Genomic DNA, 21,492 nt, shown 5'->3' with positions numbered 1-21,492 from the left:
GGATTACGCACGCCGCAGCCCCCAATAGGCAACCGCGAGCAGCTGTTCGCGCGCGACGTCTGGGATGTCGCGTGCATGCAGGCGGAGCTCCTTGATGGTTTGCGCTTCGGCCGCGACCCAAGCGAAAACGTCGCGGTGGTCCGGCCAGCGCACGTCCCTGATGGCGTCGATCAGCAGGCGTGTCGATCCCGGCGTCGCGCCGTCGCGATGCAGCCAGCGGACCGTCATGCCCGATGGCGCCGTCAACGTAAGCTCTTCGCGCGCATCGGCAACTTCAATCAACACATGCCCCGCTGTGGTGTCCGGCAGGCTTTCAAGGATGCGCGCGATCGCCGGCAGCGCGGTTTCGTCGCCGGCGAGCAGCATCCAGCGTGCGGGCCGCGCGCTGCGGCCGAGCGGGCCGGCCATGCCGCAGATGGCGCCCGGGTGGGCGTCCATGGCGAAGCGAGCGCCGGGGCCAGCGTGATCGTGCAGCACGAAGTCGATATCGATTTCGCGGGTCGCCGTGTCGATGCGGCGTATCGTGTAGTAGCGGGTGAGGGGCCTGCGGTCGTCGGGCGGCCACAGGATCTGGCCGTCCGGCGCCGGCCGCGGCCACTCCGGCTTGGCGAGGTCGGGCGGTGGGAAGTAGAGCCGGACATGAAGTTCCCGGTCGCTGGCGAACCGCGCGATGTCGCCACCGGTGAAGGTGAGGCGCCGCATATGCGGCGTCAGGTCGATCGCGGACTTGAGCCGCACTTCACGGAAGTTGGCCAGCGTCTCGCCGTTCGATTGGTGCCCCTGCCAGACGATGGTCGGCGGGGTGTCTCCGGCAAATTCGATAATGTGCGAGGCGAGAATCGAGCGCAGCACTTCGAGGTTGCCCAGGTCGGACGCCTCGACGCGCACATTGATGGCGGAGGGTTCGACGGCGAGGGTGCTGGTCCCGAACGACAGCCGCGCGATCATCAGCCCATCATGGGCTTCGAACGCCACATTGTGTTCGGCCAGATGATCGATCATGCGGGAGGCGAGGCCAGCGGCATCGGCGAACGGGATGCGCGCTTCGGAAATCAGCAATCCCAACCCGTCCTCCATCTCGCCCGGTACCCATCTGCCCGACACAGCTGTGATCTCGACGGCCGGTTAAAACGTCCGCACGGCGATCTCACGCGCATGGTTCCGTCGTGACCATGATGCCCGCTGCGATATGTCGAAAACGCCCGCAAACAGCGCACGTTTCGTGGGCGCTGTTTACCAGCACAGGTTCGGATTCATATTAGAATCGTTCGAAACCAAGGCCTCAAAACCCAATGTGCCACTGACATTGTCGGCGCATCCTTGTATCGACCCGGGCAGCGCTAGGCGTGCGTCGACACGGCGTAAGTTCGTCGCGGCTTTTCTTGATCCAGTTCTGCTCAGTCTTGTGGTGATTATGAACGCGCGGCACGGCCTCTCGGCACAGATCGTCCAATTGCTGCGGCCCTTCTGGCCCATCGTGCTCGGGGGCAGCCTGCTGGGCGTGGTCGGTGGCGCCAGCGTGGCGGGGCTGCTGGCGGTGGTCAATCGCGGCCTCCACGCGCCGCAGGGCGACGTAATGTCGCTGCTGCTGGTTTTTGGCGGGCTGTGCCTGCTGATTCTGGTCGGCTCGATCGGCGCGGATATGAGCGCCAATTTTGTCGGCCAGCGCATCATCGGTTCGCTGCGCACGTCGTTGGCTGCGGAAATTCTTGCCGCACCGATCGATCAGCTCGAGCGCTATCGGACCCATCGCCTGATCCCGGTGCTGACCCACGACGTCGATACCATCAGCGATTTCGCGTTCTACATCTCATCGTTCTTCGTGTCGCTGATCATCGTCGCCGGCTGCCTCGTTTATCTTGCCGTGCTGTCGTGGCCGATGTTCCTGGTGACGGGTTTCGTGATCATCGTGGGATCGCTGCTGCAGGCCTATGCGCGAACCCGCGGCGTCAAGGGATTTCACGCGGCGCGGCATTCCGAGGATGAATTGCAGCGGCACTATCGCTCGATTGCCGAGGGCGCCAAGGAGCTGCGAATGAACCGGCAGCGTCGGCATCGGATTTATGCCGAGCAGCTGAAGGGGACGGTCGAGCGGATCAGCGCGGTCCAGATCGAATCGATCAACCTGTTCGTCACGGCGCGTGCGCTGGGAACGATGCTGTTTTTCCTGGTGATCGGCATCGCGCTGGCGCTGCGTCAGTGGCTGTGGCCGGACAGCCCGGCCTCGGTGTCGAGCGGTTTTGTGCTGGTGCTGCTGTACATGCGCGGCCCCGTCGATCAGGTGATCGGCATCCTGCCGGCGCTCGGGCGCGCGCAGGTGGCGATGCGCCGCATTGCCGAATTGTCGGAGTTGTTCTCGACGCCGGAGGCCGATCTGCTGGCGCCGGCCAAGCCGCCCGCGCTTGAAGTCCAGTCGATCGAGATGCGCGGCGTGTCCTATGCGTTTCAGCAGGTCGCTGGAAGCCAGCCGTTCGTGCTCGGTCCCATCGACTTCCGTGTCCAGCGCGGCGAGATTGTCTTCATTGTCGGCGAGAATGGCAGCGGCAAAACCACGCTGATCAAACTGCTGCTCGGCCTCTACGCGCCCCAGAATGGCGTGGTGCTGCGGGACGGTGCCCCGGTGACGGCCGAGGATCGGGACGATTATCGACAGCTCTTCACCACGGTGTTCGCCGACTATTATCTGTTCGAGGATCTGTTGCGCGGCCCGGGCATCGTGCCCGACGTCGCGGAGCGCTACCTGGAGCGGCTGGAGGTCGCGCACAAGGTGTCGGTCGAGGATGGCGTCTTCAGCACCACCGATCTCTCCACCGGGCAGCGCAAGCGGCTGGCGCTGATGAATGCATGGCTCGAAGGCCGGCCGGTTCTGGTGTTCGATGAGTGGGCGGCTGATCAGGATCCCGCTTTCCGGCAGATCTTCTATACGGAACTGCTGCCCGACCTGAAACGGCTCGGCAAGACCATCATCGTGATCTCCCACGACGACAGGTATTTCGGTGCGGCCGATCGCATTATCAGGTTGAAGCAGGGGCGAATCGTCGCGCATGCAACGGAGACGACTCTTGTGACACCGCAGCCGACGGAAATATCCACGTAAGCTTGCGAAGCCGGCGTGAAATTAAAATGCAGATCAAATGCGTCAGTTGCGTGAATGCCGCGACGACAGCGCATATCTTGTTTCGTCCGGCGATATTTCGGAACATCGATCTGTTTTTATAAGATCTAAACTTTGGTGCCCGGCAATTTCTTGTCATCCCCGGGCACGGTGATTACACCACACGCGAGCAAAGAGCCCGAAGCGAGAGCGACGCTTGTATCGGGGCAACATCGTCTGTGACGCAAGGAGCTGGGATGACTGTAGTTTCACGCTCCCTGATCTCTGACGAAGCAAGTGTTTCGGAAAATGTTTTTCCGCTCGGCTTGACGCCGGCAATCGTGACCCTGCGCAATGGTGCGCAGTTGCGTGTCGTATCCGGCGGCGCACCCGTGATGTCCCTGAAGTTTGATGAAGCGGCGTCGCGACTGTCTCTGCTCGATGGGCCGGGCGATCCGAAACGCGCGTTGCCTGCATTGTCTGCGGCGACAGAGGCCGCCCTGGGGTGGTCTCCAGCTGCCGCACAATTTGTTCTGGATCTGGGTAATCGACCGCAGTTGATCGCGCATCTTTTGAAGCACGGCCTTATGGAGGCCCGCGGATCCGAGTTCGTGGTCGAGCCCGGACTTGTCATGCAGCGCCCGGACAATTGGCTCGCCGACGCCGACCGGCCGCCATTGCCGCTGCACTATGTGATGACCGACGGCAAACGGCACCCACGACGCCCGGTCAAGCCGGAGGGTGTGGTTTATGCCCGCTTCATTCCCTGGCTGTCGCAGACCATCTCGTTCCGCGCGCTGGATCGGGAAGCGGATCTGCCGCTGTTCCATCGCTGGATGAACGATCCCCGCGTTGCCGCGTTCTGGGACGAGGATGGCGATCTCGACAAGCACCGGGCCTATATCGCCAGGCTGCAGGCGGATCCGCATATGCTGCCGCTGATCGGCTGCTTCGACGATGTGCCGTTCAGCTATTTCGAAATCTATTGGGCGAAAGAGAATCGGATCGCGCCGTTTTACGATGCCGGTGATTATGATCGTGGCTGGCATGTGGTGGTCGGAGAGGACGCTTACCGCGGACGCCAGTTCATCAGCGCATGGCTGCCGTCGCTGATGCATTACATGTTCCTGGATGATTGCCGGACCCAGCGTATTGTTGGCGAGCCTGCGGCTGCACATGTTCAGCAGCTTCGCAATCTCGAGCGGTCTGGATTTGCAACGATCAAGAATTTCGATTTTCCGCACAAGCGGGCGACGCTGGTGATGCTCCTGCGTGAGCGCTTCTTTGGCGACCGGCTCTGGCTGCCGGCCGCAACTGAAGCGGCGGTCCGGGCCTGAAAGCCGCAACGGGAGTTCGCATGTCGTCTCACCATGTCATGGAATACGACCTCATCGGCGTCGGCTTCGGGCCGTCAAACCTCGCATTGGCGATCGCGCTGGACGAGCGTGCGCGCGAGTCGCGCATCAGGTGTCTGTCGCTGTTTATCGAGAAGCAGCCGCAGTTCACCTGGCATGGCGGCATGTTGCTGCCCGACAGCGACATGCAGATCTCGTTCCTGAAGGACCTGGTGTCGCTGCGCGATCCGACCAGTCCGCTCACCTTCGTGAATTATCTGCACAAGAAGGGGCGTCTCGAGGCCTTCATCAATTGCCGGACATTCTATCCCAGCCGGGTGGAGTTCAACGACTACCTGCGCTGGGTGGCGGGGCACTACGAGAAACTGAGCGCCTACGGCGAGAGCGTCGTCTCCGTCGAGCCGGTGATGTCGGGACAGCTGGTGACGTCGCTGCGCGTGTTTTCGCGCACCCAGGGGGGCGGGGAGATCGTCCGGCAGGCCAGGAACCTGGTGGTCGCGGTTGGCGGCGGTCCGTACATCCCGGCGATGTTCGAGCCGGTTGCGCAGGACCCCCGGCTGATCCACTCCAGCCGGTATCTCCGTGAGATCGATCGTCTCGGTCTCGATGGCGCGGGCAAGCGCGTGGCCGTGATCGGCGGCGGACAGAGCGCGACCGAAGTCACCGTCGACCTGCGCTCGCGCTTCCCGCAGTTGAACGTCGATCTGGTGTTCCGCGGGCATGCGCTGAAGCCGTCGGACAGCAGTCCGTTCGTGAACGAGATCTTCAATCCGGATTACACGGATTTCATCTTCGCGCAGCCCGAGGCGCGGCGGGAGGCGATTGTTCGCAGTTTCCGCAATACCAATTATGCCGTCGTCGATGCCGATCTGCTCGATCGGCTCTATCGGATGATCTACCAGCAGCGGGTCGAAGGTGGCAGTGAGGTGACGCTCTATCCGCGCAGCGACATTACCGATATCCGCGCCACGCCGGCCGGCATCGAGATCGCCACCTCCGACCGGTTTGCCGGCACCAGCAAGCGGTCTGCCTACGATGCGGTGCTGCTGGCGACGGGTTACGATCGCGACAGCCGTCATGCATTCCTGGAGCCGATCCAGCGCTACGTGCAGAGCCCGACACTGGATCGCAATTACCGGCTCGTCACCAGCCCCGCTTTCAAGCCGAAAATCCATCTTCAGGGCTATTCGGAAGCCTCGCATGGCCTGAGCGACACGTTGCTGTCGGTGCTGGCGCTGCGCTCGCAGGAGATTGCCGATTCCCTGCTGCTGTCGATCCAGCGGCGCGAACTGATCGCTTAGAGCGCGATGAGATGCAGTTCACACATGTAATCCGTCATCCTGAGGTGCGAGCCCTGCGGTGCGCTTGCGCCGCATGGCGAGCCTCGAAGGACGACGGCCCATACGTTAAACGTCTGGGCCCTCCATCCTTCGAGGCCCGCTTCGCGGGCACCTCAGGATGACGAGAACGATTTAACCTGAACACATCACGTTTAAAGCTCGGACGCTGTCAGCTGCCATTGCGCCGGATCGCCAAGCTGGGCCGGTACGGATAGGGCCGCTGGCGCTGCACCGACGTCGAGGGTGATCAGGTTCGGTGCGATGCTGAAACCAGCCCCCGCGGCCTTGAGCAGCGCCTCCTTGAGCGTCCAGTAGCGCAGGAAGAGTCTTGGCCGAAGGGGGGCCGATGCGCTGCGGAGGTTGGCTTGTTCCTGCGGGCTGAGGACAAGATCGCTCATGCCGTCCATTCCGTCGAATGCCCGCAGCGGTTCGACATCGACCCCGACCGGATGCTGGGCAACTGCCACGGCGACGACACCTCGCGCATGACTGATGCTGAAATCCAATGCAGGGACCGGCGGGGACAGCACCGGTTTGCCGTGAGCCGTGGTGGAGAACCGGAGCGCTTCGGGCGGTCGCTGTAAGATACGCGCCAGCAATCTGCGTGCGCCGCCATGGGCCGCGGCATAGGAGCGACGATCCTCTTCGTGAACGAATTTCAGCAGACGCTCGAATTCATCGGAGCCGAGGGGGGCCGCCGCTTCCCGCAGCGGGAGTGCGTCTCGGGTCTCCTTAGCTCGAGAGCCGGTAACCGCGGCGATCCAAAGCATGATCTCGCCAGGTGCGAGTCCGGTGGCGATGGTGTCGTCACCGGACTGGGACAGCCATCGCAGCGTGGGCGGCGCTGTCCGCGGCGCATCCGAACGGATGGCGACGGCCCAAAAGCATGCGGTTGCGGCTTCGGGTGCCGACAGTGTGCGGGCTGTGCCTATGAGTGCATCCATGTCCGTCAACTACCATGGGCGCCTGCAATGTCTAAGGACCAGTTGAAGGGCATCGGACGCATGGCGATCAAGGAAAATTCAGGAACATGCGGCGTTAAGCCAATCTGCCTTCATCCGTAGGCCGGTTGGACATGCTTCAGTAGGTCGCCCGGCTGCCCCCGGCCGAGCGGGATCTTCGCGAGGACTGTCTGATACGTCTCCGATGACATCTGTTTCGTCAGATCGGTGGCGATGACGGCAGACGCGATGGCGTTGATACGAGTCTCGGTGTCGGCCAGTTCCTTGCCTGACGCCTTGGTCAGCAAGCCGGCCAGCGCTCAGACCTGGCGGATCACTTTTTCCGCGCACTTCAGGAAATTGCGAACCAGCGGATTGAGAGAGTCCCGGCGCCAGCACACCGCGACGTCGATGGCATCGTCGGCGTCGAGGAAGGGCCTGAACACGACGCCGGTCGGGCATCCAAGCTGGGCGCAGGCGGGAAGGATCGCCATGCCCTCTCCAGCAAGCACAAGGCTGAGTGCCGAGTGCACCGTCTCGACCCGGTTCGCGATGGGCATGCTGATCTGATTCCGCCTCAGAAGCGACGTGACGACGGAGGTCGCCGGATCTTCGGCAGGCCAGGGCAAACTGATCAGCGGGCGGCCCTGCAGCTTTTTCACCGGCACGGCCGTCGCACGCGCCAGTTGCGAGCCGGCCGGCATGGCCAGCAGCAATCGCTGCTTGCCGATCGTGGCGACCTCGATCTCGCTATGACGAATGGCGGGCATGCACAGCGCCACAGTCACGCTGTGGTCCAAGAGCCGCGCCTCGCGCGTCGATGCGCTCAGTTCGATGAACTCCAGGTCGACCTTGGGCAGGGACCTTCGTAGTTCCGGCACGAGCTTCGGCAGCACGGCGTAGGCCAGCGCGAACATGTAGCCGACCGACAATCGTCCCCGGCGCCCCGCCGCCACCGCGCGGGCCGCCTCGAAGCCTTCAGCTGTCAGGGCCAGCGCTTCACGCGCGCGCGACAGCAGGGCGCGGCCGGCCGCCGTCAGCTCCATGCCCCGCGTGCCGCGACGAAACAGCGAGGTTCCGACTTCAGCTTCCAGTTTGCGGATCTGGACCGACAGCGGCGGCTGCGCCATGCGCAGGCGGACGGCCGCCCGGCCGACGCTGCGTTCTTCCGCGACGGCAACGAAATAGCGGAGGCGCCGGAGATCCATTTTTGCCATACCGAAATCGTATGGGTTGGTTGTGCAATGGTATTGGACCTGAAGTCAATGTGAATGTCATCCTTGCGTCATCGACCCCTGAATTCGATGCTTGAATTCGATGCTTGGGACTTGAGCGCGATGAGCGATGACCTGTGCTTGCTGCCCGCGAACGAACTGCGCGCGCGCATTGTCCGCAAGGACGTTTCGCCGGTTGAGATCATGCGTGCCGTTCTTGCGCGCGCCGAGCGCCTGCAGCCCGAATTGAACTGCTTCATCACGCTGTGCGGCGATGAGGCTATGACTGCGGCGAGGACTGCGGAGCGTGAGGTCATGGCCGGAGCGCCGCTCGGCCTGCTGCACGGCATTCCATTCACCGTGAAGGATCTGGTCAACACCAGGGGGGTGCGAACCACCTTCGGTGCGGTCCCCTGCAAGGACAACGTTCCCGACCATGATGCGGTCGCCGTGGCGCGGATGCGGGCAGAGGGTGCCATTCTCCTGGGCAAGACCACGACGCCGGAGTTCGGCGCCAAGTGCCTGACGGATTCGCCGCTGTTCGGTCGCACCCGCAACGCCTGGAGTGGCGCGCGCTCGAGCGGTGGGTCAAGCGGGGGAGCGGCGGTTGCGGTGGCCAGCGGCATCGCGCCTCTCGCGATTGCGACGGACGGCGGCGGCTCGACGCGGATTCCGGCGGCCTGCAACGGCGTTGTCGGGCTGAAACAAAGCAACGGCGTCATTCCCCACAGCCAGGTGCATGACGCGTTCGGCAACCAGACCTATGTGACCCCGACGACGCGCACCGTCGCTGATACCGCCTTGATGATGCAGGCGATGTCGGGCGAAGACGCGTCCGATCCCTGGTCGGTCGGAATTCCGAGGGGAAATTTTATCGAGGGATCGGCACCGAGCGGCGATCTGCGCGGGCGCAAAATTGCATTCTGTCTTGCGCCGCGCGGCCGGCCGGTCGCGGCCGATGTCGCCGTTGCGTTCAGGGCGGCGCTTGCCAGGCTGGAAGATCTCGGGGCCGAGGTGGAGGAAATGTCTCCCGACGGCTTCGAGGTGGAGCCGATCTGGCGCGCCATCAATCACACCGCCTGGCGCGCGCGGTTCGCGACGCTCGCGGCCGATCATGGCGACGTGCTGAGCGAGACTTTCATGAAGCAGCTGGCGCTGGCCACGGAGGTCCGCGGTGTTGACTATCAGCAGGCGATGTTTGACCGTACGTCGCTGTTCCGGCTGGTGCAGACATTGCTGCAGAGGATGGATATTCTTGCGATGCCAACCATCACCCGCACCGCGCTGCCGATCGATCAGGACCTGTTCGGCACGATCGAGATCGACGGCCAGGTGCTGAGCGACGTTCGGCCGAGTTGGTTTCCATGGACCATGCCGTTCAACATGACCGGCCATCCGGCGGTCAGTCTGCCCTGCGGCTTTGGCGCGGACGGCCTGCCGATCGGCATTCAGCTTGTCGGCAGATTCCGCGGCGACGTCGAACTGCTGCGCGTCAGCGCGCTGTTCGAGGCCTCGCAGGATCTTCTCGGCCGCTGGCCGGGCGTGGACGGTTAGGCGAATTGGCCGCGAACAGGAGAAACGGGGCTTGAGCGTCTTCTTTTTCCGCCGCTTCCTGACGCTGATCGCGACGCTGGTCGGCGCGTCGCTGATCATCTTCCTTGTCCTCGATGCCTTGCCCGGCAACGCCGCGCAGATGCTGATGGGGGCGGATGCCTCGCCTGATGCTATCCGCGCGCTGACGGTCAAGCTCGGGCTGGATCAGCCGCTGCACGTTCGCTACCTCCACTGGATCGGGGGAATGCTGACAGGCGATCTCGGCGACAGCTATGCCTATGGCACTCCCGTTGCAGGACTGATTGCGGAGCGCCTGGTGCTGACGATCCCCCTGGCGATCATGTCCATGTCCATGACGGTCGTGCTGGCGCTCGCTGCCGGCATCTATACGGCGGCAAATCACAACAGGCTCGGCGACGTGGGGGTGATGGCGCTGACGCAGTTCGGCATCGCGCTGCCCAATTTCTGGTTCGCCATCCTGCTGATCCTGCTGTTCTCGGTGAAGCTGCAATGGCTCTCGGCCGGCGGATTTGCTGGTTGGGACGACGGCGTCATGGCCGGGATCAAGTCGCTGCTGCTGCCTGCGATTTCGCTGTCGGTGGTGCAGGCGGCGATCCTGGCGCGGGTCACGCGCTCCGCGGTGCTCGAGGTGCTGCGCGAGGATTTCGTGCGCACCGCCCGCGCCAAGGGCCTGAGCAAGCGCGACGTGTTGTGGCGGCATGTGCTGCGCAATGCGATGATCCCGGTGATGACGGTGATGGGCCTGCAATTCGCCAACCTGCTGGCGGGCACCATCGTGATCGAGAACGTGTTCTATCTGCCGGGTCTTGGCCGGCTGATCTTCCAGTCGATCGCCAATCGCGACCTGATCGTGGTGCGCAATTGCGTGATGCTGCTGGCGGCCGTGGTCGTGATCGTCAACTTCGTGGTCGATGTGCTCTACGCCTTCATCGATCCGCGCATCAAGGTGCACAACCTATGAGCGCCCCGCTGAGCGTTTCGGCCGAGGTTGGAGCCGCCACCGCGCGGCCGCGGCTTGCCGCCGGCTTCTGGCGCCGCGCGCTGCGCCATCGCAGCTTTGTCGTGGGCGGCGCGCTCAGCCTGCTGGTGTTCTGCGCCGCCCTGCTGTCGCTGGTCTGGACGCCGTGGTCGGCCTATGACATCGACATGGCCGCCAAGCTGCGGCCGCCGTCGGCCGCGCACTGGCTCGGCACCGATGTGCTGGGACGCGATATTGTCTCGTTGCTGCTGGTGGGCGCCCGCTCCACCATCATGGTCGGCATCATCGCCGTCGGCATCGGCCTCACCTTCGGGGTGTGTCTGGGGCTGGTCGCCTCCGCGCGCAAGGGCTGGACCGAAGAGCTCATCATGCGGATGAGCGACTTCACCTTCGCGTTTCCCGCGGTGCTCTCGGCCATTATGCTGGCCGCCGTCGCCGGTCCGGGGATGGTGACCTCGATCACCGCCATCGGCATCTTCCAGATTCCAACCTTCGTCCGGATCACCCGTGGATCGGCCAACGCGATCTGGGCGCGGGAGTTCATCCTGGCCGCGCGCGCCGCGGGCAAGGGCGGCTTCCGTATCACCATCGAGCACGTGCTGCCGAACGTCCTGCCGATCCTGATCGTGCAGGCGACGATCCAGTTCGCGCTTGCGATCCTGGCCGAAGCGGCGCTGTCCTATCTCGGGCTCGGCACGCAGCCGCCGCAGCCGTCCTGGGGGCGCATGCTGAACGATGCGCAGACGCTGCTGTTCCAGTCGCCCATGCTCGCGGTTTATCCCGGCGCGGCGATCGCTATCGCTGTGCTTGGCCTCAATCTGTTCGGCGACGGGCTGCGCGATCTGCTCGATCCCCGGCTGGCGCGGGAGCGTTGAGCATGAGCCTATCAGCCAATGCGCCTCTGATCGAAGTCGAAAACCTCGGCGTCCGGCTCAACACCAGCCGCGGCCCCGCGCAGGCGGTTCGCGGCGTCAGTTTCGCGCTGAAGCGCGGCGAGACCCTGGGTCTTGTCGGCGAGTCCGGATGCGGCAAGTCCGTCACCGCGCTCGCGCTGATGGGCCTCTTGCCCGAGAGCGCCGTCATCAGCGGCAGCATCCGGCTCGACGGCCGCGAACTGGTCGGCCTGCCGGATGCGAATTACTGCAGGCTGCGCGGCAATCGCATCAGCATGATCTTCCAGGAGCCGATGACCGCGCTCAATCCGATGCACACCATCGGCCATCAGGTGGCCGAGCCGTTGCGGCGCCACACCAGCTGCTCGGCGGCGGAGGCACGCAAGGAGGCGATCGCCTTGCTCGATCGTGTCGGGCTTCCCGATGCGGCGAGGCGCGTCGATGCCTATCCGCACCAGTTCTCCGGCGGGCAGCGGCAGCGCGTGACCATTGCCATGGCGCTGGCCTGCCAGCCCGACGTGCTGATCGCTGATGAGCCGACCACGGCACTCGACGTCACCATCCAGGGGCAGATTCTCGATCTGATTGCGAACCTCGTCGCCGAGCGTGGCATGGCGATGATCCTGATCTCGCACGATCTCGGCGTCATCGCCGAGAATGTCCAGCGCATGATGGTGATGTATGGCGGCACCGTGGTCGAAAGCGGCGCGACGGATGCTGTGTTCACGCGCATGGGACATCCCTATACGCAGGGCCTGTTTCGGGCGCGTCCGCGCCTTGGAGCACGCAAGGGCGCCCGGCTGACGACCATCGCCGGCACCGTGCCCGAACTTGCCGACCTGCCCGCCGGCTGCACCTTCGCCGGCCGCTGCGCGATCGTTGAGGACCGCTGTCGCGCGGCGTTGCCGGCCGCGGTGAACGTCGGCACGGGCCATGGCGTGCGTTGTCTCAGGACGGATGTATCGATGGCCGAGACGGTGGGAGTTTCGGGCGCATGAGCATGCTCGCGCAGACTCCGCCAACCGCCGAGCCGCCGCTGCTCGATGTCAGGGATCTGGTGCAGCGCTACACGCTGCCGCGCGACAGCGTGTTCAAGCCGGCCGGGCAGGTGCATGCGCTCAACGGCGTCACCGCCCAGGTGATGGCCGGCCGCAGCCTCGGCGTGGTCGGCGAATCCGGGTCGGGCAAGTCGACCTTCGCGCGGCTGGTGATGGCGCTGGAACAGCCGTCGTCGGGGTCGGTGTCGCTGATGGGCCGTGACTTGCACCGGATGCCGGCAGACGAATTGCGCCGCGCCCGGCGGGATTTCCAGATGGTGTTTCAGGATCCCTATGGCTCGCTGGATCCGCGGCAGACCATTGCGCGCATCGTCGCCGAGCCTTTGACCGCGCTCGGGCGCATGGATCGCGCCACGCTGCGCCAGCGCGTTGCCGGCGTGCTGCGGCAGGTCGGGCTGCGCGACGCCGACATGGACAAGTTCCCGCATGAATTCTCCGGCGGCCAGCGCCAGCGCATCGCGATCGCACGCGCCCTGATCACCCAGCCGAAATTGATTGTCGCCGACGAGCCGGTCAGCGCGCTCGACGTCTCGGTGCAGGCGCAGGTGCTCAATCTGCTGCAGGACCTGCAGGATCAGTTCGGGCTGAGCTACATCCTGATCAGCCACGATCTCGCGGTTGTCGATTATCTCTGCGACGAGGTCGCGGTGATGTATCTGGGACGGATCGTCGAGCAGGGCCGGCCCGAGGATCTGTTCGCGCATTGCGCCCATCCCTACACGCGGGCGTTGCTCGAGGCCGTGCCGCGCGCCCGCGCCGGCGGGGTCCGCCGCCGCGGCGCGCAGGTGATCGCGTCCCAGTCGGCCGGCGCGACCGGATGCGCCTACGCATCGCGCTGTTCACTGGCCGACCAGCATTGCCGCGACACCGCGCCGGCACTGCGCAACGTCGGCACGGCGCATCTTGCCGCTTGTCACCACGCCGAGGCCGTGATGGCGTTGCCGCCGGTGTCGGCGGAGGGTTAGCCTTTTGCATAGGACTGAAGTAGGTTGTCCGAGACAGGTTGGGGAACAGATATGCTGAAGACACTGACCATTATTGCTGTGGTCGCCGCGTTTGCCGCAACGCCGCTGCCGGGTCTCGCGCAGGGCAAGAAGGACAGCGTCGTCATGGGCATGACGCTGGAGCCGCCGGGTCTCGATCCCACCACCGCGGCGGCTGCGGCGGTCGCCGAGGTCACGCTCTATAACGTCTATGAGACGCTGACCCGGATCAACGAGGACGGTTCGGTCTCGCCGTTGCTCGCCGAGAGCTGGCAGGCGTCGGCCGACCTGAAGACCTATACGTTCAAGCTCGTCAAGGGCGTCAAATTCCATAACGGCGAGCCGTTCGATTCCGCGGCGGTCAAGTTCTCCTACGATCGCAATGCGGCGCCGACCAGCACCAACAAGGACAAGAGCCTGTACCAGGCGTTCGAGTCGGTCACCGCGCCCGATGCGGAGACCATCGTGGTCGCGCTGAAATATTCCGAACCGAACCTGCCGTTCCTGCTGGGCCAGGCATCCGGCTCGATCGTCGAGCCGAAGAGCGCGCCGACCGATGCGACGCAGCCGGTCGGCACCGGACCCTATACGCTTGGGGCCTGGGCCAAGGGATCGTCGATTACGCTCAACAAATGGCCCGGTTATCGCAACGCCGCCGCGATCAAGCTCTCCAAGGTGATCATCCGCTTCATCAGCGAGCCGTCGGCGCAGGTCGCGGCTCTGCTGTCGGGCGATATCGACGCGTTCCCGCGGGTCGCGGCGGCGCGCAGTCTGGCGCAGTTCAAGGCCGATCCGCGTTTTTCCGTGCAGATCGGCGGCTCCAGGGCCAAGACCATCGTCGGCATCAATGAACGCAAGAAGCCGCTCGATGACGTGCGGGTTCGCCGCGCCATCCTGGCCGCCATCGATCGCAAGGCCATGATCGAGGGCGCCGTCGACGGCCTGGGCGTGCCGATCGGCAGTTTCTATGCGCCGGGATCGCTGGGCTATGTCGACACCACTGGCGTCAATCCCTACGACCCCGAAAAGGCCAAGAAGCTGCTGGCGGAAGCCGGCGTCACCACGCCGCTCGAGCTCAGCCTCAAGCTGCCGCCGCCGTCCTATGCGCGGCAGGGCGGCGAAGTTCTCGCGGCCCAGCTCGCCAAGGTCGGCATCATCGCCAGGATCGAGAACGTGGAGTGGGCGCAGTGGCTGTCACAGGTCTTCGCGGCCAACGGCCCGCACAATTTCGATCTCACCATCGTGTCGCATGTCGAACCGTTCGATCTCGTGAAGCTGACCGAGCCCGATCACTATCTCGGTTACAGGTCCGAGGCGTTCAATGCGCTTTATCAACAGATCACGGCAACGCCTGCGGAGGCCGGTCGCGCCAAACTGCTCGGTGACGCGCAGCGCATGCTGGCCACCGATGCGGTCGCCGGCTTCCTGTTCCAGCCGCAACTGATCACCATTGCGAACAAGAAGCTGAAGGGTGTGTGGAAGGACGTCCCGCAATACGAGAACGACTTCTCTACCTGGTCCTGGGACTAGAGCGTTTTCGAGCGAAGTGGATACCGGTTCGCGTGAAGAAAACGCGTCAAAACAAAAAGCTAGAGCCTCTGTTGTGATTCAACCAGAACGGAAAAGGCTCTAGCCGCCTCGCGTGGGGCGCGGGCGGCAGACCTGTCGGCACGTCGGCAATTTCGTCAGAGGCTTCGATAGAGCGGCCGCGATCCCTGTCGGCCGTGTCGGCGACGGCCGCGATGCCGAGGCTCGGAGGCTCAGTCGCGCGTGGGCAATGCCGCGCTCGGCAGCGCGCCGATGCCATGTGCTGGCTCCGGGGAAGGTGAGGTGCGTCCCGGCCGGCCGGTCATGATCGCGCCCATGGCGCGCAGGTCCGCGGGCGTCAGCCAGGAGATGCTTTGCGCCGATGTCGCGATCATCCGTGAGATGACGCGCGGCGGCACACCGTACGCGCCCACGATCCGGGCCATGGCGAGGGTCGCAGCCTCGGTGCGCGCGGTTTCGTGGCCGAAACGATCGGAGGCGCCATGGACACCGATCGCGGCGTCATAGCTGGCAAATTTATCGATCCCGGCCGCGAACACGATGAAGCAGGCCGACGCGCAGCGCGATCCGGCTGCCACGATGGTCGGCAGCTTCGCTCTGTGGATCAGGTCGGCAAGCTGGATCGCCTCGGTGAGGCTTCCGCCGGAAGAATCGAGCCGTACGGCCGAGATCAGGCGGCCGCCATCGTTGGCGGCCTTGATCAGCGTCTCGGCGGCCTCGGCGTTGCCGCTCGCGATATCCCCATTCAGCGCGATGATGCTCGTGTCGTCCTGCAGGTCCAGCACGGCCAAGTTGGCGGCCGCGGTTGCGCTCGCGACAAGCGCTCCAAGAAGGCTGAGCGTGAGGCTGCGAACCCGCATCGGACTCACATCCTCGTCACTTGCGCACGGTCCGCGCCGGGGTTGCCTCAGGTGCGCTGACCACGCTTGGGGACCGGCGCATCGTGTCCATCCGTTCCCTGAATTCCTCCGCGACCACCTGTGCGTCATGGTTGTTGCGCACGAGCCTGGTGGTGACGAACACGATGATTTCGGAGCGGGTCTTGGTGTCGGACTTCTGGCTGAGAATGTCGCCGAGATATTTGATCTGGTTAAGACCGGGAAGTCCGGCGACCGAACGCTCGTCGTCTTCCTTGATCAGGCCGCCAAGCAGCACGGTCTGGCCGCTCGCGGTTCCGATCGTCGAGCGAATGCGCCGTTGCGAGATGGTCGGCGTCAGGTTCTGGGCCGTAGAGCCGCCTGGATTGACGACATTGGAGACTTCCTGCTCGATCTCCAGTTCGATCGATCCGTTGGGATGCACGTGCGGCAGCACTTTCAGGATGATGCCGGTGTTCTGCCGGCTGATGCTGTTGGTCACATTCAGTCCGGTGATGGTGCTGCCGGTCGAAATCGGCACCTGGTCGCCGACCTCGAGGATGGCCGGCTGGTTGTCGGCGACCACCAGGGAGGGAGCGGACAACACCTTGACGGAGGTCAGGTTGGAGAGGGCGTTCAGCACGAACTTGGGATTGGATTCGGCGCCCAGCAGCAGGTTGAAGCCGGGCAGGGCGCGCGCGAGCAGGGCGGTTTGCGCCGCTGATTGGGCGGCAGCAAACAGGCCGACGGATCCCTTGTCCTGACCGGCGCCGGCGTTGGCGCTGGTCAGGTAGGCCTGCACGCCGAACTGCAACTGGTCCGTCAACGTGACTTCCGCCACCATGGCGTCGACGGCGACCTGCAAGCGCGGACGGTCGAGCGACTCCATCGCCCGCTCGATCACGAGGTAGTCTTCCTGATTCGAGTAGACCATGATCGCATTGGTTGCCTTGTCGGCGGTGATCCGGACATTCTGGAATACGCCTTTCGGCATCGCGCCACCGCCCGATCCGCCGAAGCCTGCGGCCGAGGCGTCCTGATCGTCGTCCTTGTCCTTGCGATCGGAAAAGCCGGCCGTGGTCGCGCCACTGCGGCTGGCGCCCGCATTCGGGTCGGTGCCGCTCTGGCCTGTCGTGCCCTGGTTGTTGTTACTGCTGAGCGTGCCGCTGCCGAGTGAATCAAGCCGCGAGGCGGTTGCGTTTTGTCCCGGCGCGGTGGGGCTTGTCGGGCTGTCCTGCCCGCTCTGTCCGGAGCGGCCGACGAACATTTCGTTGAGGATGCGGGCGACGCTGCGCGCGTTGCCGTTGCGCAGGCTGTAGACCCGCACGGTGGTGCCGGTGGGGTCGGAGCGGTCGAGGCGGCGCACCCACTGGGTCGCGCGCTCCAGCACCTTGCTGTTGCGGCTCACCGCCAGCACCGCGTTCATGCGCGAGACCGGCTGGAATTTGATCACACCCTGGCCATTGCCGCCCTCGGCGGTGTCGAACACTTTTTCCAGCTCGCGGATCATGGTTTCGGGGGCGGTCGATTTCAGCGGATAGAGCCCGACCGATTGACTGCGTAGCCATTCCACATCGAGGGTGGCGATGACGCCGAGCGCGGCCTGGCGTTCGGACACGGTGCCCTGGATCAGCAGCACGTTGCGGGCCTGATCCGCGCGGACGGCGCCGGGCCGCGACAGAAAGTTTTCCGTGGTCTTTGCGACCGTCGCCGCCGAGACATTGCGCAACGGTACGATCGAGACGCCGTAACCCGGTTGTCCCGCGCCCAACGTCGCGGGACCGGCGCCGGAAGCTTCGGGCAGCGGCACAAGCTTGACCAGATTGTCGTCGCGCAGCACCGCGACGTTCGACATCCGCAGCACGCTCTCGAACAGCGGCAGCACGTCCTTGCGCGCGATCCGCTGCGCCGACGCCAGCGTGATGGTGCCCTGGACCCGCGGATCGACCACATAGGTCAGCCCGAGGCCATCGCCGAGCACCGATTTCGCAACCGTCTGCAGATCCGCATTGTCGAAGTTCAGTTCGACACCGCCGCCCTCCGTGACGATGTCATTGTCCGCGGCCGAGACCGAGGCAACGCGCGCCGAGGCGGTGGTCTCGCGCGTCGGGACTGGCGCCGGATCCTGCTCGACCCCCGGATACACCATCGGTTGCGCGGCTGTGCGGCCGGGCGCTCCCATGCCGGGCTGCGCGCCGCCAGCCGGACCGGTCCAGCGCGCGCGCAGATCAGCGTCGCGGATCGGGTCGATGACCTGATCTCGCCCCGGCAGATCGATGCTCTTGTCCATCATGCAGCCGCTGAGCACGCCGCCGACCATGAACCACAGGCCGATGGTTGCGCCGATCGACGCTGCACGCGGAAGACGGGACCGTTCGAACCACTGCACGACTGCTCTCCTTCGAACGTGCCGGCACAGCCGGCAGCCCAATTATCACTGCTGACCGCTTGCCGCTTTCCAGGGACGCGCGGCGGGCGCGATGTTGCCGCCGGCCAGATCCTCGACCTCGTTGATCAGCGTCTCGGCGCGCGCGACCAGGCTGCCTGCATCGGCGGGATTGATCCGGCGACGCGCGAACGCCGCGCCGTCGAGCTGCGCCTTCATCTCGCCGGCCAGCGCGTCGCGCCGGGCCGTGATTGCGCCGATCGCGTCGAGATAGCGCCGGTAGCCGATGTCGCCGCCCCGGATCGCCTGGGTCGACCATGCAAGGCTGTAGCGGCCGAGCCGTCCGAGTGGATCGTCGAGATCTTTGGTGGCGCGAGCGAGCGCGGCGAAGGTGTCGCGGCCGCTTGCGAGCTCCGGCGGCAGCGCGGTGGTGTCGAGGGCGTCCACCAGCACGGCGCCGTCATGAGCATAACTGTCGCTCAGGCCGAGCAGGGCGAGCATCGTTGGCCGCAGGTCGGCGTGATGGGAGCGGATGTCGGTGGTCTGCCCGAGATGCGTCACACCCGGGCCGACGATGCCGAACCAGCTGTCGCCGGCGATCCGCTGGATGTCGCCGCTGGTCCACACGAAGCTGGGATTGATCGCCGCGCAGGCGGGCGGCTGCGCGCAGTCCGCGGAGGAGGGGCTTGTCTGGTGGAAATATTGCGGATCGCCGAACATGAGGAAGCTCGGCGCGCGCGCCGGGCTCGCGGTGATCATGTGCAGCAAACGCAGTTGCGCGCGATCCGCCAGCATCGCCGCCAGACGATCGGTCTTGTTGGTGATGGGATTGAGCACGGTCAGCTTGCCGACGTCCTGCTGCAGCGTGCGCATCAGCGGATCGGTGGCCTGCGGATTTCCCTGAAGATAGAACGGCGGTGCGCTGCCGAACGCAATATCGAATGCGCTGACGTTGCGGCGCTGGGTGGCGAGCAGCCGGTTGATTGCGGTGTCGATCTCGCCGGTCTGCGGATAAGTGCAAGGCAGCGTGACACCGTTGCAATCCGGCGGGCTCGGCGATCCGCCGACAAAACGATCGTTGCCTGTGGGCACCACAATGAACAGCGTGTTGCGCTGGCTGATCCCGCCGGCGGCAAGCCGGTCGATGAATGTCTTGAACGCCTTGTCATCGGCCGCGAGCCGCTCGACATGGGCCCGCTCGCCAGGCCCGAGCGAGCGCTGTGCGCCTTGGGTGTGGGCGTCACCGATCGAGACATAAACAACCGGCACGCCGGCTTCGAGCATGGCCGCCGCGTAGCCGAGCGACTGCGCCGCCGTCGGTGCGAATGGGTTTGCTAAGCCGGCAATGATCTGGCCGTTGATATCTTTCACCGGACCACCGGGCGAAATCACCGGCCGCACATCACGATCGCCGAATAATACGTTGAAGCCGTCATAACCGCCGGGTTCATCCGGCAGCCGGTCGGGACGCGCGCGGCCGCCTGCGCACAAGGCGCTGCCACGGGCGCAATGGATGGCGATGCCGAGCAGGTCTGCGCTTGCGTTGGTTGGATTGTCGGCCGCGCCGAACACGTTCGTCACGTCGGGCGCAAGATCCATCAGCGCGAGGCCGGTGGTGGCGACTGCGCCGACGTCGCAGCCCGCGCGCGTGAACGGCACCCATGGCGCTGATACGGTCCTGCCGGTGTCCGCCAGCATCAAGGGCTTGCCGTCGCCGCCGGTCGCGGTCCAGTAGGCGAACGCGGTGGCGAAACCGACGCGACCGTCGCTGCGGAAGCTGCCGTAGCTGTCGCCAATGGGGACGCCGGTGCGATCGCCATAAAGACCGGTCAGGATGGTGAGGGCGTCGGGGACCTGTTGCGCGAGCGGCGATGTCTGGTGGTTGCCACCAAGCGTGCCGTCACTGATCAGAAAGTCGCGCAGATGCGGCATCAATTCGAGATCCGAGGGCACGTTGGCCACATCGCGCCGCAGGTGTACATTGTCGAGCTGGATCTGCACGATGCGCTTGATCGCGCCGCCGCGTGCACGCAGTTCGCACGCAGCGGCAGCCGGTCCGGACCACGCGGCCAAGAGCGCGACGCCGAACAGCATCGGCGCAAGGGCGGCAGAGATGCGACGCGAACGCATGACGCAACGTCTTTGTGTCGATGTTTATGAGTCGAGTGAGGGCGCAGCGTCGGCGAGAGGCTTCCGCTGAAATCGCGCGGAGTGTGTTCGGCTTCGATGACGCCGTTGTGGCAGCCGCGCCCGCACGCGACGCATGGCGCGAATGTGCAATCGTGATTCATGTTCATCGATTTGACGCAAACAGATTTTTCGCGCGCGTGTTTTATCCGTTCGCATCGATGAGACTTGCAACGTGGTGTTGCGTGGCGCAGGTTGCCGGCCGCGTCTGTGCGGTGTCGCACCGCTGCGACACATTCGTGTGACGCAAGAGACCTAAAGTCCGCATACGAGATCAGAAGAGACTCAAGAGGAGCGACCCATGCGCGCCTGGCGGCAAGGTTCGATGGCGGTTGCGCTTTGCCTGAACGTGTCGCTCGCGTGCGCGGCGGACGATAAACCCGGCACGGATCCCGTCGTCAACAATCCGGTGGAACTGCAATCGCTGCAGCAACTGTCGGCAACGACAGGCCGGCCGCTGTTCTCGCCGTCCCGGCGGCCGCCGCCGAAACCGGTCGCGCCTGTCGTCGTCAGCGCGCCGCCGCTACCGCCGTCTCCGCCGCCGAGCGTGGTGCTGCTCGGCATCGTCAGCGAGAACGGCGACGGCCGCGCCGCCATCCGCGCCAGCGACAAGGTGGTGCGGGTGCGGGCTGGGGATGATGTCGACGGCTGGAAGGTGGAGCGGGTCGAGCCGCGCCGGCTGGTGCTGACCCAGGGCGAACGCTCGGTCGATTTCGCGCTGTTTGGCGGTGCGACAAAAGCCGCCGAGGCCAAGCCCGCCAAATCGGCGGCGGTCAAGAGCCTGGAACGGCGCCTCCGGCAGATCCGAACGGTGCCTCCAAGTGATTGACGCAACGTATTTTTTGCACGGCTGATGGCCGCCGGCTGGCACGCGCCGCGACGTGTAAATTTTTTTGAAATAATTTTGCCGAATGGCTTCGCGTTAGACCGTCCCAAACTGTCTTTAGAGGGAGGAGAGGCATCTCCCGGTTGTTGCGCGCGTGCTTGGACGCAGGTGTTGCGCGTGGACGGGCCGGGGGAGGGCCGATCATGAGACTTGTCTCATGAGGTCCTTGGGCATCGCGTTTGCTGGTTTCCAGGCC

The 21,492-nt window shown here is 64.9% G+C and carries 17 protein-coding genes; 10 read left to right on the top strand and 7 right to left on the bottom strand.

Going from position 1 to position 21,492, the window contains the following annotated elements:
• Positions 1 to 3: 3 nt before the first annotated feature.
• Positions 4 to 1,065 carry a siderophore-interacting protein gene (locus RS897_RS34905; protein WP_315833214.1) on the bottom strand — a complete coding sequence of 354 codons (1,062 nt, stop codon included), beginning with the start codon at positions 1,063 to 1,065 and terminating at the stop codon, positions 4 to 6.
• Between the two features lie 349 nt (positions 1,066 to 1,414).
• Between RS897_RS34905 and RS897_RS34900 the strand changes: the two genes are divergently transcribed.
• From RS897_RS34900 to RS897_RS34890, 3 genes are all read left to right on the top strand, one after another.
• Complete coding sequence (locus tag RS897_RS34900; protein ID WP_315833213.1) at positions 1,415 to 3,097, top strand: cyclic peptide export ABC transporter; 1,683 nt, start codon at positions 1,415 to 1,417, stop codon at positions 3,095 to 3,097.
• A gap of 236 nt (positions 3,098 to 3,333) precedes the next feature.
• A complete protein-coding gene (locus tag RS897_RS34895) occupies positions 3,334 to 4,431 on the top strand; it encodes a GNAT family N-acetyltransferase (protein ID WP_315833212.1) in 1,098 nt (365 codons plus the stop codon).
• A gap of 20 nt (positions 4,432 to 4,451) precedes the next feature.
• Positions 4,452 to 5,750 carry a lysine N(6)-hydroxylase/L-ornithine N(5)-oxygenase family protein gene (locus tag RS897_RS34890; RefSeq protein ID WP_315833211.1) on the top strand — a complete coding sequence of 433 codons (1,299 nt, stop codon included), beginning with the start codon at positions 4,452 to 4,454 and terminating at the stop codon, positions 5,748 to 5,750.
• 191 nt (positions 5,751 to 5,941) lie between these two features.
• On the opposite strand, the gene RS897_RS34885 is transcribed toward RS897_RS34890, so the two are convergent.
• The 3 genes from RS897_RS34885 to RS897_RS34875 form a co-directional block, all read right to left on the bottom strand.
• Positions 5,942 to 6,559, bottom strand: a complete 618-nt coding sequence (locus RS897_RS34885; protein WP_315833210.1) for a 4'-phosphopantetheinyl transferase family protein — start codon at positions 6,557 to 6,559, stop codon at positions 5,942 to 5,944.
• Between the two features lie 284 nt (positions 6,560 to 6,843).
• A complete protein-coding gene (locus RS897_RS34880; protein ID WP_315833209.1) occupies positions 6,844 to 7,038 on the bottom strand; it encodes a Rossmann-fold NAD(P)-binding domain-containing protein in 195 nt (64 codons plus the stop codon).
• Between the two features lie 12 nt (positions 7,039 to 7,050).
• Positions 7,051 to 7,938 carry a LysR family transcriptional regulator gene (locus RS897_RS34875; RefSeq protein ID WP_315838841.1) on the bottom strand — a complete coding sequence of 296 codons (888 nt, stop codon included), beginning with the start codon at positions 7,936 to 7,938 and terminating at the stop codon, positions 7,051 to 7,053.
• A 129-nt stretch (positions 7,939 to 8,067) separates the two neighbouring features.
• Here RS897_RS34875 and RS897_RS34870 point away from each other — a divergent pair, with 129 nt between their 5' ends.
• The 6 genes from RS897_RS34870 to RS897_RS34845 are packed head-to-tail and all read left to right on the top strand — an operon-like array spanning position 8,068 to position 14,962.
• Positions 8,068 to 9,498 (top strand): amidase, encoded by a 1,431-nt coding sequence (locus tag RS897_RS34870; RefSeq protein WP_315833208.1) that lies wholly within the window; start codon positions 8,068 to 8,070, stop codon positions 9,496 to 9,498.
• A 31-nt stretch (positions 9,499 to 9,529) separates the two neighbouring features.
• Positions 9,530 to 10,480, top strand: a complete 951-nt coding sequence (locus RS897_RS34865) for an ABC transporter permease (RefSeq protein WP_315833207.1) — start codon at positions 9,530 to 9,532, stop codon at positions 10,478 to 10,480.
• Positions 10,477 to 11,373: an ABC transporter permease gene (locus RS897_RS34860; protein ID WP_315833206.1), complete on the top strand. Its 897-nt coding sequence runs from the start codon at positions 10,477 to 10,479 to the stop codon at positions 11,371 to 11,373. Before RS897_RS34865 ends, RS897_RS34860 begins: the two co-directional genes overlap by 4 nt.
• 2 nt (positions 11,374 to 11,375) lie before the next feature.
• On the top strand, positions 11,376 to 12,389 hold the full coding sequence (locus RS897_RS34855) for an ABC transporter ATP-binding protein (RefSeq protein WP_315833205.1): 1,014 nt from the start codon (positions 11,376 to 11,378) through the stop codon (positions 12,387 to 12,389).
• Positions 12,386 to 13,414: an ABC transporter ATP-binding protein gene (locus RS897_RS34850; RefSeq protein ID WP_315833204.1), complete on the top strand. Its 1,029-nt coding sequence runs from the start codon at positions 12,386 to 12,388 to the stop codon at positions 13,412 to 13,414. Before RS897_RS34855 ends, RS897_RS34850 begins: the two co-directional genes overlap by 4 nt.
• 51 nt (positions 13,415 to 13,465) lie before the next feature.
• Positions 13,466 to 14,962 carry an ABC transporter substrate-binding protein gene (locus RS897_RS34845; RefSeq protein WP_315833203.1) on the top strand — a complete coding sequence of 499 codons (1,497 nt, stop codon included), beginning with the start codon at positions 13,466 to 13,468 and terminating at the stop codon, positions 14,960 to 14,962.
• Between the two features lie 230 nt (positions 14,963 to 15,192).
• On the opposite strand, the gene RS897_RS34840 is transcribed toward RS897_RS34845, so the two are convergent.
• The 3 genes from RS897_RS34840 to RS897_RS34830 are packed head-to-tail and all read right to left on the bottom strand — an operon-like array spanning position 15,193 to position 20,353.
• Positions 15,193 to 15,840, bottom strand: coding sequence for a COG3904 family protein (locus RS897_RS34840; protein ID WP_315833202.1), 648 nt, complete (start codon positions 15,838 to 15,840; stop codon positions 15,193 to 15,195).
• Between the two features lie 16 nt (positions 15,841 to 15,856).
• Positions 15,857 to 18,226 carry a type II secretion system secretin GspD gene (gspD, locus tag RS897_RS34835; protein ID WP_315833201.1) on the bottom strand — a complete coding sequence of 790 codons (2,370 nt, stop codon included), beginning with the start codon at positions 18,224 to 18,226 and terminating at the stop codon, positions 15,857 to 15,859.
• A 45-nt stretch (positions 18,227 to 18,271) separates the two neighbouring features.
• Positions 18,272 to 20,353, bottom strand: a complete 2,082-nt coding sequence (locus RS897_RS34830; protein WP_315833200.1) for a hypothetical protein — start codon at positions 20,351 to 20,353, stop codon at positions 18,272 to 18,274.
• A gap of 358 nt (positions 20,354 to 20,711) precedes the next feature.
• Here RS897_RS34830 and RS897_RS34825 point away from each other — a divergent pair, with 358 nt between their 5' ends.
• Positions 20,712 to 21,239 carry a hypothetical protein gene (locus RS897_RS34825; RefSeq protein WP_315833199.1) on the top strand — a complete coding sequence of 176 codons (528 nt, stop codon included), beginning with the start codon at positions 20,712 to 20,714 and terminating at the stop codon, positions 21,237 to 21,239.
• The last annotated feature ends 253 nt before the right edge of the window (positions 21,240 to 21,492 follow it).

The sequence above is a fragment of the Bradyrhizobium prioriisuperbiae genome (assembly GCF_032397745.1).
Taxonomy (GTDB): domain Bacteria; phylum Pseudomonadota; class Alphaproteobacteria; order Rhizobiales; family Xanthobacteraceae; genus Bradyrhizobium_A; species Bradyrhizobium_A prioriisuperbiae.
This window is presented reverse-complemented; position numbering and strand designations above follow the sequence as displayed.

Excerpts from the sequence above, each read along its gene's own strand:
- RS897_RS34900 (WP_315833213.1), top strand. The coding sequence starts at position 1,415 with ATGAACGCGCGGCACGGCCTCTCGGCACAGATCGTCCAATTGCTGCGG.
- RS897_RS34890 (WP_315833211.1), top strand. The coding sequence starts at position 4,452 with ATGTCGTCTCACCATGTCATGGAATACGACCTCATCGGCGTCGGCTTC.
- RS897_RS34885 (WP_315833210.1), bottom strand. The coding sequence starts at position 6,559 with ATGCTTTGGATCGCCGCGGTTACCGGCTCTCGAGCTAAGGAGACCCGA.
- RS897_RS34875 (WP_315838841.1), bottom strand. The coding sequence starts at position 7,938 with ATGGATCTCCGGCGCCTCCGCTATTTCGTTGCCGTCGCGGAAGAACGC.
- RS897_RS34870 (WP_315833208.1), top strand. The coding sequence starts at position 8,068 with ATGAGCGATGACCTGTGCTTGCTGCCCGCGAACGAACTGCGCGCGCGC.
- RS897_RS34860 (WP_315833206.1), top strand. The coding sequence starts at position 10,477 with ATGAGCGCCCCGCTGAGCGTTTCGGCCGAGGTTGGAGCCGCCACCGCG.
- RS897_RS34855 (WP_315833205.1), top strand. The coding sequence starts at position 11,376 with ATGAGCCTATCAGCCAATGCGCCTCTGATCGAAGTCGAAAACCTCGGC.
- RS897_RS34850 (WP_315833204.1), top strand. The coding sequence starts at position 12,386 with ATGAGCATGCTCGCGCAGACTCCGCCAACCGCCGAGCCGCCGCTGCTC.
- RS897_RS34845 (WP_315833203.1), top strand. The coding sequence starts at position 13,466 with ATGCTGAAGACACTGACCATTATTGCTGTGGTCGCCGCGTTTGCCGCA.
- RS897_RS34840 (WP_315833202.1), bottom strand. The coding sequence starts at position 15,840 with ATGCGGGTTCGCAGCCTCACGCTCAGCCTTCTTGGAGCGCTTGTCGCG.
- RS897_RS34830 (WP_315833200.1), bottom strand. The coding sequence starts at position 20,353 with ATGCGTTCGCGTCGCATCTCTGCCGCCCTTGCGCCGATGCTGTTCGGC.
- RS897_RS34825 (WP_315833199.1), top strand. The coding sequence starts at position 20,712 with ATGCGCGCCTGGCGGCAAGGTTCGATGGCGGTTGCGCTTTGCCTGAAC.